The sequence below is a fragment of the Lysinibacillus sp. GW247-5R2A genome (genome assembly GCF_059424475.1).
Genome location: NZ_JBWKZL010000011.1, coordinates 167,482 through 181,008 on the forward strand (window position 1 = coordinate 167,482; position 13,527 = coordinate 181,008).

The 13,527-nt window shown below is 38.6% G+C and carries 16 protein-coding genes and 2 pseudogenes; 8 read left to right on the forward strand and 10 right to left on the reverse strand.

Going from position 1 to position 13,527, the window contains the following annotated elements; all coding sequences use genetic code 11:
* Positions 1-108: 108 nt before the first annotated feature.
* Positions 109-981, forward strand: a complete 873-nt coding sequence (locus tag AC07YC_RS17440; protein WP_336634949.1) for a DMT family transporter — start codon at positions 109-111, stop codon at positions 979-981.
* A 384-nt stretch (positions 982-1,365) separates the two neighbouring features.
* A pseudogene (locus tag AC07YC_RS17445) lies at positions 1,366-1,867 on the forward strand (DinB family protein).
* 66 nt (positions 1,868-1,933) lie between these two features.
* Here AC07YC_RS17445 and AC07YC_RS17450 read toward each other — a convergent pair.
* Positions 1,934-2,737 carry an SDR family NAD(P)-dependent oxidoreductase gene (locus AC07YC_RS17450; RefSeq protein ID WP_336634951.1) on the reverse strand — a complete coding sequence of 268 codons (804 nt, stop codon included), beginning with the start codon at positions 2,735-2,737 and terminating at the stop codon, positions 1,934-1,936.
* Positions 2,738-2,900: 163 nt separating this feature from the next.
* Here AC07YC_RS17450 and AC07YC_RS17455 point away from each other — a divergent pair, with 163 nt between their 5' ends.
* The gene (locus tag AC07YC_RS17455; RefSeq protein ID WP_336634952.1) at positions 2,901-3,101 is read left to right on the forward strand and encodes a hypothetical protein; all 201 of its coding nucleotides are present in this window, start codon (positions 2,901-2,903) and stop codon (positions 3,099-3,101) included.
* Between the two features lie 492 nt (positions 3,102-3,593).
* Here AC07YC_RS17455 and AC07YC_RS17460 read toward each other — a convergent pair whose 3' ends face one another.
* Together AC07YC_RS17460 and AC07YC_RS17465 are read right to left on the reverse strand one after the other, a co-directional pair.
* Positions 3,594-4,142, reverse strand: a complete 549-nt coding sequence (locus AC07YC_RS17460; RefSeq protein WP_336634953.1) for a DUF1697 domain-containing protein — start codon at positions 4,140-4,142, stop codon at positions 3,594-3,596.
* Positions 4,143-4,238: 96 nt separating this feature from the next.
* On the reverse strand, positions 4,239-5,276 hold the full coding sequence (locus AC07YC_RS17465; RefSeq protein ID WP_494919990.1) for a threonine aldolase family protein: 1,038 nt from the start codon (positions 5,274-5,276) through the stop codon (positions 4,239-4,241).
* Between the two features lie 402 nt (positions 5,277-5,678).
* Here AC07YC_RS17465 and AC07YC_RS17470 point away from each other — a divergent pair, with 402 nt between their 5' ends.
* Positions 5,679-6,176: a DUF2798 domain-containing protein gene (locus AC07YC_RS17470; protein WP_336634955.1), complete on the forward strand. Its 498-nt coding sequence runs from the start codon at positions 5,679-5,681 to the stop codon at positions 6,174-6,176.
* Positions 6,177-6,245: 69 nt separating this feature from the next.
* On the opposite strand, the gene AC07YC_RS17475 is transcribed toward AC07YC_RS17470, so the two are convergent.
* The 4 genes from AC07YC_RS17475 to AC07YC_RS17490 all read right to left on the reverse strand — a co-directional run bounded on the left by AC07YC_RS17475 (position 6,246) and on the right by AC07YC_RS17490 (position 8,001).
* On the reverse strand, positions 6,246-6,464 hold the full coding sequence (locus AC07YC_RS17475; protein ID WP_427417668.1) for a hypothetical protein: 219 nt from the start codon (positions 6,462-6,464) through the stop codon (positions 6,246-6,248).
* Between the two features lie 248 nt (positions 6,465-6,712).
* Positions 6,713-6,895: a hypothetical protein gene (locus AC07YC_RS17480; protein WP_230584799.1), complete on the reverse strand. Its 183-nt coding sequence runs from the start codon at positions 6,893-6,895 to the stop codon at positions 6,713-6,715.
* A 72-nt stretch (positions 6,896-6,967) separates the two neighbouring features.
* Positions 6,968-7,525 (reverse strand): integrase, encoded by a 558-nt coding sequence (locus tag AC07YC_RS17485; protein ID WP_494919991.1) that lies wholly within the window; start codon positions 7,523-7,525, stop codon positions 6,968-6,970.
* A 191-nt stretch (positions 7,526-7,716) separates the two neighbouring features.
* Complete coding sequence (locus AC07YC_RS17490) at positions 7,717-8,001, reverse strand: KGG domain-containing protein (protein ID WP_371861927.1); 285 nt, start codon at positions 7,999-8,001, stop codon at positions 7,717-7,719.
* A 271-nt stretch (positions 8,002-8,272) separates the two neighbouring features.
* Between AC07YC_RS17490 and AC07YC_RS17495 the strand changes: the two genes are divergently transcribed.
* The 3 genes from AC07YC_RS17495 to AC07YC_RS17505 all read left to right on the forward strand — a co-directional run bounded on the left by AC07YC_RS17495 (position 8,273) and on the right by AC07YC_RS17505 (position 10,635).
* Positions 8,273-8,893, forward strand: a complete 621-nt coding sequence (locus tag AC07YC_RS17495) for a hypothetical protein (RefSeq protein ID WP_336634959.1) — start codon at positions 8,273-8,275, stop codon at positions 8,891-8,893.
* A gap of 154 nt (positions 8,894-9,047) precedes the next feature.
* Positions 9,048-9,755 carry a DNA alkylation repair protein gene (locus tag AC07YC_RS17500; protein WP_494919992.1) on the forward strand — a complete coding sequence of 236 codons (708 nt, stop codon included), beginning with the start codon at positions 9,048-9,050 and terminating at the stop codon, positions 9,753-9,755.
* A 277-nt stretch (positions 9,756-10,032) separates the two neighbouring features.
* Positions 10,033-10,635, forward strand: a complete 603-nt coding sequence (locus tag AC07YC_RS17505; RefSeq protein ID WP_494919993.1) for a copper amine oxidase N-terminal domain-containing protein — start codon at positions 10,033-10,035, stop codon at positions 10,633-10,635.
* Positions 10,636-10,677: 42 nt separating this feature from the next.
* On the opposite strand, the gene AC07YC_RS17510 is transcribed toward AC07YC_RS17505, so the two are convergent.
* Positions 10,678-10,962: a hypothetical protein gene (locus AC07YC_RS17510; RefSeq protein ID WP_336635010.1), complete on the reverse strand. Its 285-nt coding sequence runs from the start codon at positions 10,960-10,962 to the stop codon at positions 10,678-10,680.
* 111 nt (positions 10,963-11,073) lie between these two features.
* A complete protein-coding gene (locus AC07YC_RS17515) occupies positions 11,074-11,853 on the reverse strand; it encodes an N-acetylmuramoyl-L-alanine amidase (RefSeq protein ID WP_494919994.1) in 780 nt (259 codons plus the stop codon).
* A 398-nt stretch (positions 11,854-12,251) separates the two neighbouring features.
* Here AC07YC_RS17515 and AC07YC_RS17520 point away from each other — a divergent pair, with 398 nt between their 5' ends.
* Positions 12,252-13,142, forward strand: a complete 891-nt coding sequence (locus tag AC07YC_RS17520; RefSeq protein WP_494919995.1) for a phosphotransferase family protein — start codon at positions 12,252-12,254, stop codon at positions 13,140-13,142.
* A gap of 5 nt (positions 13,143-13,147) precedes the next feature.
* Here the strand turns inward: AC07YC_RS17520 and AC07YC_RS17525 are convergent.
* A pseudogene (locus AC07YC_RS17525) lies at positions 13,148-13,522 on the reverse strand (DnaD domain-containing protein); the annotation flags it as partial.
* Positions 13,523-13,527 lie beyond the last annotated feature (5 nt).

A 13,527-nucleotide genomic window follows, 5' to 3' on the forward strand; every position in this document is an offset into this window, starting at 1 on the left:
TATGCTCCATTATTTGAACAGGACGTTCCAGCACTTCTTCTTCCTTAACGGTAGAAGCGCTTTTTCTCCGTTAAGGACATAGGTAACTATGAAAACGGAGGAAAAAACATGAGAAAACAATTAATCGGCGCCCTCTTTTTATCGCTTGCGGCGAGCATTTGGGGTGCTATGTATGTAGTTGTCAAAGTTGTGGTGGAGGTCGTGCCACCGTTAGAGCTTGTTTGGATTCGTTATGTAATTGCCGTCTTTGCACTTGGTTTGATTGGCATTATGACGAAACAATCTTGGAAAATCGCTAAAAAGGATTGGCTCCTTATTTTTCTTGTCGGTCTAATCGGGAATACGATTTCGATTGTTACTCAAGAAATGGGCACCATGCTTTCCACCGCACAAATGGGTGCGATTATTACGGCTACAACACCTGCTTTTATGGTTGTCTTTGCACGTGTCCTATTAAAGGAAGACATAACCGTGAAAAAATGCTTGTCTATTATCCTAGCAACGATTGGTGTTGGTGTCATTGTAGGCCATGGCGGAATTGATAGTACCCAGCAATTAGGTGGACTCTACTTATTGCTTGCTGCCTTAACATGGGCATTGATGTCTGTTCTAGTAAAAAAAGTTCCAAGTCATTACTCTCAAATTGTGGTGACAACCTATTCTTCCTTCATTGCCGTCATCCTATTGACGCCTTTTGTCATTCCAAGGTTAATAGAGATGAATCTATCCATTGTTGTGCAGCCAACGATTTCAGGTGGCTTGCTCTATTTAGGTATTGTTTCAACGGCTGGTGGTTTTTTATTGTGGAATAAAGGGCTTCAACTAATGAATGCTTCTAGTGGGGGCTTATTTTTCTTCTTTCAGCCCGTTGTCGGTACATTTTTAGGCTGGCTCCTTTTAGGGGAGACGATTGGTCTTTCGTTTTGGTTGGGCTCGCTTTTCATTTTTAGCGGTGTATTTATGGTCATTCGAGAAGAGTAAAAGAATGTGCGTTTCTATCTTGTATAGAGGCGCACTTTTTTTATTCAGCTACTGACGGTTATGCCGTGTTTGTAGTCATGTTCCTACAGCTCTCCTCATATATTGCAACAGTTTAAAGGAGCTGATGATTTGATTCCCCTTTTAGAATCCATAAAGGAACTATCATTTCTAGTTATACTTATTTCTAGTATGGTGTATTGCAGACATCTTAAATTAACAAAATGGAAAAGAAAACTGACGATTGGTGAATGGACAATGTATATCGTTACTTCCACCGCACTTTCTGTTTATGCCGTACTTTATTTTGCTTTTCTATTGGGAACAAAATAGAGGGAAAAATAATACTAGTTAACCTTAAAGACTTCATTTTAGGAGGGGTTTTTTATGTTTCAAACAGTAGAGCATTTTTTACAATCTTGGACATTTGAAGCTACTGCTACACAAAATTTACTTCACCAGCTTACCGATGAATCGCTTCATCAAGCAATAACGGCTGAACATTGGACCTTAGGACGTATCGCTTGGCATACTGTCACAGCTATTCGAATTATTTCCGCCAATACCAATCTAACATTCGAGGCACCAGCAGAGGATTTTCCTGCTCCCACTTCCTCAATTGATTGCAGATAGTTATCATCAAGCGAGTAATGCCTTTATTGAAGCAATAGAAACACAATGGACAGACCAAACCATGAATGAAATGATTGATTTTATTGGTCAATCCATCCCTAACGGCTCTCTTTTATTATTTTTATTGCAACATCAAAGTCATCATCGTGGACAAATAACTGTGCTCATGCGACAAGCCGGCTTAGCTGTTCCAGGCATTTATGGTCCCGCCAAAGAGGAATGGGCACAGTTTGGGTTACAAGCCCCCAAAATGTAAATGAAGCTAGACAGACACTATTCAAAGCGAGGTTGCCCATTAAAGGACAACCTCTTTTTTGAGAGCTTATTTAAGAGTAGCTAACCAATTATTTGTATCTGCAATAGTTGGGTTTGCTAAATAATGGCCACCTTCAATTTGCATTGTTTGACCTGTCATAAATTTTGATTCGTCCGAGGCTAAAAATACCACTGCGTGACCGATATCATCTGCTTCACCATGGTAGGGTAGGGCATTAAATTTAGAATAGATTGCTAGCAATTCATCTGGCATATTATTTTTGGCTGCTGGTGTTAAAATGAGACCTGGTGCGACCGCATTACAGCGAATTTTATCTTTGCCATATTGAGTGGCAATGTTCTTAGTCATATTGACCACGCCTGCCTTTGTAGCACCATAGGCTGTACGGATTTGGTCACTAGCGAATGCAGCCATGGAAGCTGTGTTAATAATAGAGCCCCCACCTGCCTTTTGCATATGTGGAATCGCAAAACGACTTCCAAGTAAAATGGATTTTAAGTTCACATTGACTAAACGATCCCATTCATCTAAGTCGATATTCACCACATCTAAATCCTTCTGCAAGTTTGTTAAACCAACATTGTTAAACAATACAGTTAATGTACCGTATTGTTCCACCGTGAAGTTCACTGCCGCTTCAATTGAAGAAGCATCCCCTGCATCAAGGAAAATCGCTGAAGCCTCGTAACCTTCTTTTACTAAAGAATGTGCCGCTTCTTGAGCACCCTCAATATTGAAATCAGCAATAACCACTTTTGCGCCTTCCTTGGCTAATAAGATTGCTGCTGATAAACCAATTCCTGATGCGCCACCTGTTACTAAAGCTACTTTATTTTGTACACGATTCATATTTAATTCCTCCTTATAACAAAAAAGAGCAACACACTCTTTCTTTCAGATAAATAGTTTAACACTAAACTATTTATTTTTAAACTAAAAAGACTAGCCCATTGATTACCTGTGCCATCTTTTTTATGTTATATTTACATAAATTACATAAAGAGGTGTTTATATGGAAAATGATAAAATGAATTGTAAAGCATGTGGAAACGATGCCTTTGCTTCAGGACAAATTGGCAGCTTCACGAGTGAAGGAAATATACGGCCTTTCGGTTCAATTATGGCTACTGGATCTCCACTTATTTTAACGTTTTGCACAAATTGTGGGGAAGCTGCATCCATTAAAGTAGCTAAGCCGGAGAAATTTAAGTAAGGTAGCGAGTAGGTGAATATATGCCTCATTGATAGACAGTTCATGGTGGAAAGTTGATGGCGTGTTACAATGCAAGACACCTCAATCCTCCCCCTTCTATGCAAGAAATAAATAATTATGCTATAATACATTGGAAAACCTCAAAGGGTCAACCAATTCTTGTCTGTAGCGAATAACCTCGCTACAGCTTTTTTATATGATCGCTTACTTATTTATTAACACAATTTAAAAAATAAAACGAGAGCATCCATCCTTTCAAAAGAAGTGAAAATTGCTCCCGTTTTTATGTTTCCTTATTATTTTTCTTCCCCCATTGATACGGCTTTTTCGACCAATTCCACAGAAAAATAAAGAGATATAGGATGACCATCGTAATTATCATCATTGTCACGTTTTCGCCCCATGTAATAGATGCTTGTTTCCTCCATTGATTGATTGTTCTTACGATGAAGTAGGTAATTGGATAAATGAAATAACTTAATTGAGCTCGTTTCATGATTCAAACATTGACGTAAGCTTCATGGTAGTTTTCCAATTACGAACCGTTGCGGGCATCTCGAGCTTGGGCAATTGTTGGCTCAGTTTAGCATTGCGGATGCTCTTGTAAAATAAAAGATAAACGTCTCTGCCAATGATGACGCAACGCTCTTGATCATTTTCATAGGATAAGTACTTATGACGAATCTCTTCTGTTGGGACAGCAGGTAAAAAGGCAACATGTAGGCTTTCCCCAACTGCTGTGGCACTTGCTTCAGCGATGTCTTGCTGAGAAAATGGGCAATTGTTGACGATATGCTGAAGTTCCTCAGCGCTTCTAATGATAACTGTGCTTGTAATATCAAAATTCATTTGGATTGTTTCATGAATTTGCTTCTGCAAAACTTCCTCTAATTCGGTCGATTCAAAAAGAATATTTCCACTTTGAATATAGGTACGAATGTTTTGCAATCCTAGCGGTATAAGAGCTTCTCTTAAGTCAGCCATTTTTATTTTATTATGTCCACCTACATTAATCCCTCTTAGTAATGCTACATAGTTCATGCTACACTCCCACCTTTCTCTCTACTCTCATTATAGCCATAATTAGGGAATAATAGGGGAAAACTGCACCTAGGAATTCTAAGTGCAGTTTAATCCTTATGCTAAACGCTCAATGTCCTTTATTAAACGCTCCACATTTTCTTTTTTTGTTGCCCAGCTTGTACAAAAGCGAACAACCGTATGTGTTTCATCGAATGTTTCCCAAACGGAGAATGAATATTTTTCGCCTAATGTTTTCAGTAAATCATTCGGCAAAATCGGGAATTGCTGATTGGTTTTCGAATCATAGCGTAATGCAAAGCCTTTATTGATAAATGCCTGTTGAATGAGCATCGCCATCTCTACTGCATGTTGGGCAATATCCAAATAAAGATGGTTCTCCAATAATGTTTCAAACTGAAGACCTAGTAATCTACCTTTTGCCAGTAGCCCACCTCTTTGCTTGATCATATAGCGAAAATCTCGTTGGTAGGCAGGATTTACGATTACGACCGCCTCGCCGAATAGTGCCCCCATTTTTGTACCACCTATATAAAATACATCGCAAAGCTGAGCAATATCTGCTAAAGATAAATCATTATCCTGTGCTACTAAACCATAGCCTAAACGGGCGCCATCTAGAAACAATGGCAATCCACAATCCCGGCAAACTTTACTTAATGCGGTTAATTCAGCTTTACTATAAGTTGTTCCATTTTCTGTTGGATGGGATATGTACACTAAGCCTGGCTGTACCATATGTTCATGTGTGCTGTCTTGCCAGTGTGCGTCATAGCATGCTTTAACCTGTGCGGCCGTTATTTTGCCATCATCACTAGGCAAAGTAAGCACTTTATGACCGGTCGCTTCAATTGCCCCCGTCTCATGGATAGCAATATGGCCTGTAGTTGCAGCAATAACGCCTTGATGAGGACGTAGGATGGAGGCGATTACAGTTGTATTTGTCTGCGTGCCACCAACTAAAAAATGAACGTCTGCCTGCTCGGCTGCTATCGCTTTTTTGATATACGCTCTAGCTTTTTCAGAATGCTCATCCATGCCATAGCCCGGTGATTGCTCTTCATTGGTTTCCACTAATTTTTGCAAAATTTGCGGATGGGCGCCTTCTGCATAATCATTTTCAAATCGTATCATATCTTTCCCTCCAAATTCTCTCTGTATCTATCCCTTATTTTACAACCTTATGATGGTAATAATCTATGGTTAGTTAGTCGGAAGGACTTATTTAGCTTTGGAGGCTGCTAACAGAAAGTTAATCCACATTCAACAACAAGGAAAAACTACGGGCATAGATAATACAGGACAATCGCTCTCAGCTTAATATATTGCTGTATATTCGCTATGCTCATTCCACCTCTATATCCTTTAATTCATAATTTTTATTTGTTTAACTGTAAACTAACTGATATACTTATTGTATCAATGCGCAGTAATGGGGCGAATTTATATCAAATTTTGCCCTCACGCATAGTGTACAAGCCGACTTGTTTCACAAATCTCTGCCATCTGAAAATATTGAAAATGGAGAGGATAAGTATGTACAAAGAAGATCGGCTACCACAAAACCAAAAAGAGGGTATTTTATTTTTATTGATTGTTTCAGTTATTTCTGTCAATACCATTGCACCCATTATTGTTGGGCTAGAACGAGGTTTTAGTATAGCTGTATATACGGAGACACTTAAAATTATTCCCATTATGTGGGTCATTGTCATTTTATTAGTGAGCGCTGTTGCGGGTCCCTTAGTTGGAAAAATAATGCCTGTTATAATAGGCCCAACAGATGGGTTCAATGCACGCGTGCTATTGGATACATTATTACATGTAACGGTATTGTCTATTTTTTTATCAATCATTGGTCCTTGGGTCGGAACCAAGCAAATTAGCTTAGAGCCCTTTCAACAATTTCTTCACATTTGGCCAAGGAATTTTGCTGTGGCTTTTTGGATTGAACTTTTATTAGCACAGCCTATTGCTCGATTTGTGATGAAAAAACTACATCAAAGACAGTCCATTCAAGCACATCAATTATAAATATGAATTTGCCTAATGAGTATTATTGATCATTAGGCTTTTTTAATCCTCTTCCATTCAACTGATTGATCAATCCCCTGAAGGACCGCATGACGAATCATGAGTTGTTGAACTATTGTCAGCACAATGATGGTTCTCCTGAATAGTAGTATGTGAATGATGCCCATGGAAATCGTTTGTTGCATGTAGATCATGTATTTGCTCATTGGATTCGTTAGATTTTTTGCTAACATTACTGATGATGCTGACGACTACGACAATGCCAATAAATATAATAAAAAATTCCATTTTTACCATACCTCCCTCTTCCATTATAAAGATTATAACATGGCGTTGATAAAAAAATGATAGTTATTCTTCTATGTAAATTTCCCCATTCCCCCTTTAGAGGACAGGTCGTTTTAGGAACCATTCTCAATGAATGGCTCTCTGTTATGTTATGAGACGATTTGATCCAACTTCTCTGGCTTTCGTCTATTTATGGTGAAATGACGGACAAAAATAATACCACAATCGAATGGATTGTGGTGTGTGAATTATGATTGAGATTTACGTGATGATGATTCGTTCGAACAATGAGTATCGTTTGAATTTTTCTTTTGTTCTTTTGTTAACGCATTATCTTCACGCACATCTAAATCATCTGGACTTAAATCTGTCGCTAATTCCGCCAACTCTGATTGACGTTTATATTGCTTGCCCTTTGTCAAAATGATCACCTCCAAGTAATATTACATTGCCCTAATTGGTTTGATCTCATTCTTGGAAAGGTATGAAATAATCATTTCTAGCTATGCTAATTGAGGGACAGGCTGGTTCAAAAGATGGTGATATGCCTGTAAATCTTGCTCATATATTTTTTTATAGGTCGCCAGGCTATGCTGCTTTATAAAATCAAAATCCTCATCACATACGAAGTGATGTTTACGATTAAGAGCCCGAGCATTTTCCCATGCTGTTTGCTCAAATTGAATATTCATGTCATGTTCCTCCAGCAACATCGTTAACAGATGCTTATGAAGATAAATTTCCTGTAAGGTATGTTGTTTTTTCATTGTAAAAATTTCAATAGTACGTGGAAGCGATGTTTGTAATGCTTCACGATCCACCGCATGACCCAGTTCATGTAAGGTCATCGTTTTTACATACACTTCTAGTGATAGTGGATATTGCAACTCATTCTTTGCCTCAATTAAACGTTCAGCATCAAAGCCTACATAATCCCCAATAAAGTTATAACTCATATTTACGCCTGAATGGTCCTGCTTTATAGTCATCGTCATGCCCACAGCCTGCACAACGGAGTTGATGATTTCATATAGGTCTTTCTCTTTACGTTGTTTTGTCATGAACCGTCCTCATTTCCTCTGCAAACATTCTCATGTAACGATACTAGAAACGGATTAAATATATACTACAATTCATATAAATTCAACCAATTCATCCTATACATATAGAGGAAATACTCAACAAAAAAAGGCGCTTGTAGTAAAAACTACAAACGCCTCGTGTGTGAAGGGTTTTATTTTATTTAACGTAATTAGCGATTATTGTTACTTCGGCGATTTTGGTTACTGTTGGTGTTAGTACTACGCTGTTTGCTGCGAGCCTCGCCGCCTTTACGACCTATTTCCTCATAAAATTCCTCGCCGTGGTTGTCAGCTGTAGCTTCTCCACCCTTTTGACCAATCTCTTGATAAAATTCATGTCCATGATTTTTAGACGTAGCCTCGCCGCCCTTACGTCCTATTTCTTCATAAAAATCACGATCATGATTTTTGGAGGTAGCTTCTCCGCCTTTACGTCCCGCTTCTTCGACAGTCATGTTTTCATTGTTGTTTCTGTTGCGATTGTTTTGCTTGTTAGCCATTTTCTATTCCTCCTAATTATTTTTTGAGCTATTGACTAGCTCGCTATTTATATTCCCAGCGCCATCCTATCTAAACATCCTTTTTTCAAAAAATTAATTTTTCTATAGTAGTAGAACCCCTCAATGCTAGCGTTCATCAGCCTTTGAGCAATCATATAAATTTAGCCATTCCAATATAATACTAATCTATAACATTGTAATTTTTTGAAGGAAGGGTGATGTGAAAATGACGATTTTGACAAAGCCATCTATTGGCTTAACACAATTTACGGACTTCACGATGAAGGGAAGTACCGCCAAGACGAAGTTTGTGAAAGATATTAAATATCAGGGTGATTATCATCCAATTAAGGATTATTGGAAAGCATTACGCGAGGGATTAAAAAAATACCATGAGCATCATTTTAATGACTCCTACCTTTTCGATATGATAGACAATGCCCTCCCTGCTCGGCAGAAAAATTATCAAGAAGCAATGAAAGCTTATTTAAAATTTTTTAAAAACAAAAATGTGCAGTGGTTTGAACCAGGTAAATCTAATTGGGTTTGTGGTGACTTAATCGTGCGTTCAAACCCAGAGCTTGGTTTAATCATCGATGACACCCCCTACCTTATAAAATTATATTTCAAAGGAAAAAATGAACGCATTGATAAACATAAATGTCGCTCTGCCCTGACACTCCTTAAGGATTCTCACTATTCCGTTGAACATCCCGATTCTGTTAAGCATGCCATTTTAAATGTTCAAAAGGGTCGCTTAATTACTGAGGATGAATCGACCGAGTATCACCAACTAGCTCTTGAAGCGGATGCAGCACAATTTATGTTTATTTGGAATAGGCTTTAATCATTCAACTATATTTGAATAGGGATTCTAATCGCACGGAAAGTATAAGCAGCCTCTCCTTCTCCAGATGAAACGAGTTCAACCATGACAAAAGGACATTCCATATAGGATAATAAGGGATGGCGTTGAAATTAGATAAAAAGGAAGTGCTTCTATGAATGCAGAAATGGTCATGCAGGAGCTGGAGGAGCTAGGCAAAGAACGTACGAAGAAAATGTATATGTCGAATGGGGCACATGAGCCGGTTTTTGGCGTGGCAACTGGAGCGATGAAGCCGATTGCTAAAAAAATTAAAATCGATCAGGCTTTAGCAGAAGAGCTTTATGCTACTGGCAATTATGATGCCATGTACTTTGCGGGTATCATTGCAGATCCAAAAACGATGACGGCGGCTGACTTTGATCGATGGATGGATTCTGCCTATTTTTATATGCTATCTGATTATGTAGTGGCAGTCACTTTAGCCGAATCCCCCATTGCACAAGAGGTGGCAGATGCTTGGATGGCAAGTGGTGAGGAACTGAAAATGTCAGCGGGCTGGAGCTGCTATTGCTGGCTTATAGGAAATCGCAAAGATAGCGAGTTTTCTGAGAGCAAATTAGCGAGCATGCTAGATGTTGTAAATCATACGATTCATACTGCCCCCGAACGAACAAAATCTGCGATGAATAATTTCCTTTACACAGTCGCGATTTCCTATGTACCCCTTCACGATAAGGCAGTGGCCACAGCACAGGCAGTTGGTCCTGTAGAAATGAAGCGTGACAATAAAAAAAGCACGACATTGAATGCGTATGAAAATATTCAAAAGGAACTCGATCGAGGGAAGCTTGGTTTTAAACGTAAGTATGTAAGATGTTAATGAATGCCTTTTTAAAATACAAAAATGGTTATGGATACATTTTGTTTTAGAAACTTTTCTGCTGTCCTCCATCACCTCTTACAAAAAAACAGGGAAGTTAAAATGAACTACTCCGTTTAAATCAAGTTGGCACTAATAATTGATCTGTTAGTGCCTTCTATTTTGTATATGTAACAGTTTCATTGTTGTTTTTCACGACTAATTTACTATAAAAACATTCCAAATTCCACTTTTTGATAGTATAATAATTACATATTTTGATAATAGGAGGATATATATGAAAAAAATGGTCTTGTTTTTAGCGATGGTTACACTATTCTTCACTACTACCTCGATTGCTGACGCGCATCCAGGGCGTCTCGATAGCAATGGTGGTCATAATTGTTCAGAGAAATCAAAGGCAAAGGGTCTTTGTACAGGCTATCATTATCATAATGGGAATAGCGGCGGTGGTTCGTCCTCAGGTGGTCAAAGCAACTATACACAGCCGACAACAGCAGTACAAGCACCGGCATTGACAAAAGTAGCCGTTTATTTGAATAATGTAAAACAAAGCTATACGCCAAGCGCCTACATGAAAAATGGCACAACATTGGTACCGATGAAACCGATTTTTGAAGCACTTGGTGCAACAGTTTCTTATGAGAGTGCTACTAAAAAAGTGACTGCGACGAAGGACAGCAAGAAAATTGTCATCGGCGTTGGTAACAAAACGGCTTATGTCGATGCAAATGGAACGACATCTACTATTAACCTTAGTCACCCAGCTGAAGTTTATCAAGGAACAACAATGGTCCCTTTACGTTTTGTAAGTCAAGCACTTGGCGCAGAGGTAACATTTGATGAAGCCAAATTAACGGTCTATATTACAACAAAATAATGGACAAGCAAAAAGCAGCTTCCCCTGAAGGATGCTGCTTTTTTAGTGTTGTTTTAACTCGAACTCATATTTTTTATTAATTTTATTAGCAATTTTCTCTAAAAATGCAGCAACAGTCATATTTTCAACTTCATTTGTATACCATGCCAGTTTAGCGCCATAATTTTTCTTATTATAATTTACTTCTAATGGCCAGAAGTTTTTAGTCTTATACGTATAATCAAATCTAACATATAATTGCTTTCCCTCTGGACATTCCATGACTACATTGTATAACGGATTTTTTCGTTCCTGCTCAAATTTTACTTTTCTAATTTTTGTTAACATCCTAACCCCCGCCTCTCTTCTATTTATTTCGACAAAAGTTCTAAAGATCTTAAAAAAAAAGATAAAGCACGCTGTTTCAACGAACTTTATCCTTTCTATATTATAGCATAGTTATTTATTATCGACAAATTTATCGTAATATCGTTTGAGCATAGTAGCCATTTGCTCCCGCGTGAGAGCGCCTGCTGGATTCATATTTTTACTACCATCTCCACGGATAATACCTTCTCGAACGGCCCAATCCCATGCTTCTTTGTAAGATGCGCCTACTTCTCTGTCGGATTGTAAACTGGGTTTAGTCGCTAATAGGTTTTTTAATGCCTCTATTTCCTGCTTCAACTCATTATATTGTGACACGGTTAACTCCTCCTCCAGGCCATTTTTTATATCTTGTTGGAACTGTGCTTCGGTAACACCCATACTCATTAAATAGGCAAACGGATCTTTGTGTGTGGTGCCGCCCAAATTATCGGCAATCCATCGATGGGATTTAATGCCGTTGCCGGTACCGTCTAAAATAGTTGGTACTCCTGCTTCTATAGCCATTTTGCGTAATAACCAAATATAAGCCGCATAATCCTTTTTAAATTGTTCCTTATCGGAAGTCCGCGCTAGCTCTACTTGGGCATAGCTATATGGATTCCCTTTTGGTCCACAGCCATATTGGACGCGGTTAACGGGTGCTACTTGCACAATACGTCCACCTCCCCCTACCCAGTGAGAAACGAAGGCATTGGCTTTATTTCTATTCATATAGGCAATTTCATTGTCTAATGCGTTTGGACCTGTGTTTGTGCTGTTACCTGATTCATGCGCTACCACGTACTTGATAGCGGTAAGCGGCTGATTCGGTAAACCTGACATTATTTGCATTTCAATAACAAAACTCATTATGCACCATCCTTTCCTACCATTTTTTTGCGAATGACAACCATGTTATTCATTAGTTAGTCGATTTTAGGGGAGAATCAACAACTAGTTATAGGGCGATATTCTAACTATTTGCCATGGTTGACTGATGGGGCTGAATGGGTGACTGCTCTATTTCACCTTTTTTTGCTGCTACACATGTCAAGCTAATGACCGTGAATGAAAGAACATTCACTTATTCTAGTAAATGCAAGCTACACCATTTTTTCTAGTTAGTTGTGCTCATGAATATTATTTAAAATGATGAATAAATGATCATTTCACTTCAACAGGTGCATTGACAAAAGACAGCTCCATATAGTATTTTGTATCTTCTAAACTGATGGAAGGAGAGCGATAAAATGGTTGTAGAAAATATCATGAATCGATTAACTAGCTTACAAGGTTACACGGCTATTGATAAAATCGACAATGGTTATTCCTCTGATACCAAATATGTTGTAACAGTTGATGATACACCTTATTTTGTACGGCTATCCGATCTCGCACATCACGACAAAAGATGGATTGAGTTTACTTTGCTACAGGACTTAGAGCTACAAGGAGTTCAAACACATAAGGCCATTGAATATATGGTCCTCCCTGACAACGATCTTTCAGCAATGGTTATGAGCTATTTAATAGGCACCCCTGCGGATGAAATCATTTCTCACCTTTCGGACACAGAGCAGTACCATCTCGGTCTCGCAGCTGGGAAAGAATTAAGAAAAATTCATCAGGTGAAAGCACCAAAAACTGTCCAATGGGAGACGTTACAAAAAGAGAAATTTACTAATTATTTACAAGCCTATCAACAGGATTCTTATCAAATTCCGCAAGAAGCTAAATTATTGAGCTTTATCGAAGAACATTGGCCGCTATTAAGACAACGCCCTATTACGCTTCTCCATGATGATTACCATCTTGGTCACATGATTTGTCACCAAAGCAGCTTCAATGGGGTTATTGATTTCAATGGCTATGATGTCGGTGATCCCTATCATGATTTTTATAATCTAGCGCTGTTTAGTAGACGGCATAGTGTCCCCTATTGCATCGGGCAAATAAATGGGTATTTCACAAAGCCACCAGATGATCAGTTTTGGCGCCTTTATGCCTTATATGCCGCGATGAATGTCATTGCAACTATTGCTTGGACACGCCAATATGATCCGCAATCCTTTGACGATGCATTAGCCAGAATTCAGCTAATTTTGGAGGATCATGCTTACTTTTCATCTGTGAAGCCTTTATGGTATGCCGAAAATTAGGTCGTTTAACCACTTTCAAGCAGCGCTAATATTTTTTGTCGTTCTGCTTCAAAATTAATGGTTGGCTGCTGTGGCCGTTCCTCTTCATGTCGATGATGAAACCACTGCGGAATAATCTCTTGTCGTCTATTGGCTGGAATGTCCGTCACTTTTACCTTCTTCGCCTGAAAACGCCTTTGATCTGAAGCAATAGCTGCCATGGTCTTTAGTTGTTTATGATGCCAATTACGCAATATCTTCTCAACATACCGCCAGCGCAATACATTGTGTTCTACAGCTAGCTTCATCGCATGAATGACGATTTCCTCTGAAAAAACGGTAAGCCAGGAATCAATTTTTGCCGTAATATACGCCGACAGTGAGCCAAAGCCTTGCTGTTCGTAAA

Coding starts and splice junctions, on each gene's coding strand:
- AC07YC_RS17490 (WP_371861927.1), bottom strand. CDS start 8,001: ATGACTGTCGAAGAAGCGGGACGTAAAGGCGGAGAAGCTACCTCCAAA.
- AC07YC_RS17500 (WP_494919992.1), top strand. CDS start 9,048: ATGAATGCAGAAATGGTCATGCAGGAGCTGGAGGAGCTAGGCAAAGAA.
- AC07YC_RS17465 (WP_494919990.1), bottom strand. CDS start 5,276: ATGATACGATTTGAAAATGATTATGCAGAAGGCGCCCATCCGCAAATT.
- AC07YC_RS17520 (WP_494919995.1), top strand. CDS start 12,252: ATGAATCGATTAACTAGCTTACAAGGTTACACGGCTATTGATAAAATC.
- AC07YC_RS17460 (WP_336634953.1), bottom strand. CDS start 4,142: ATGAACTATGTAGCATTACTAAGAGGGATTAATGTAGGTGGACATAAT.
- AC07YC_RS17505 (WP_494919993.1), top strand. CDS start 10,033: ATGAAAAAAATGGTCTTGTTTTTAGCGATGGTTACACTATTCTTCACT.
- AC07YC_RS17440 (WP_336634949.1), top strand. CDS start 109: ATGAGAAAACAATTAATCGGCGCCCTCTTTTTATCGCTTGCGGCGAGC.
- AC07YC_RS17455 (WP_336634952.1), top strand. CDS start 2,901: ATGGAAAATGATAAAATGAATTGTAAAGCATGTGGAAACGATGCCTTT.
- AC07YC_RS17495 (WP_336634959.1), top strand. CDS start 8,273: ATGACGATTTTGACAAAGCCATCTATTGGCTTAACACAATTTACGGAC.
- AC07YC_RS17450 (WP_336634951.1), bottom strand. CDS start 2,737: ATGAATCGTGTACAAAATAAAGTAGCTTTAGTAACAGGTGGCGCATCA.
- AC07YC_RS17515 (WP_494919994.1), bottom strand. CDS start 11,853: ATGAGTTTTGTTATTGAAATGCAAATAATGTCAGGTTTACCGAATCAG.
- AC07YC_RS17485 (WP_494919991.1), bottom strand. CDS start 7,525: ATGACAAAACAACGTAAAGAGAAAGACCTATATGAAATCATCAACTCC.
- AC07YC_RS17475 (WP_427417668.1), bottom strand. CDS start 6,464: ATGGAATTTTTTATTATATTTATTGGCATTGTCGTAGTCGTCAGCATC.
- AC07YC_RS17470 (WP_336634955.1), top strand. CDS start 5,679: ATGTACAAAGAAGATCGGCTACCACAAAACCAAAAAGAGGGTATTTTA.
- AC07YC_RS17510 (WP_336635010.1), bottom strand. CDS start 10,962: ATGTTAACAAAAATTAGAAAAGTAAAATTTGAGCAGGAACGAAAAAAT.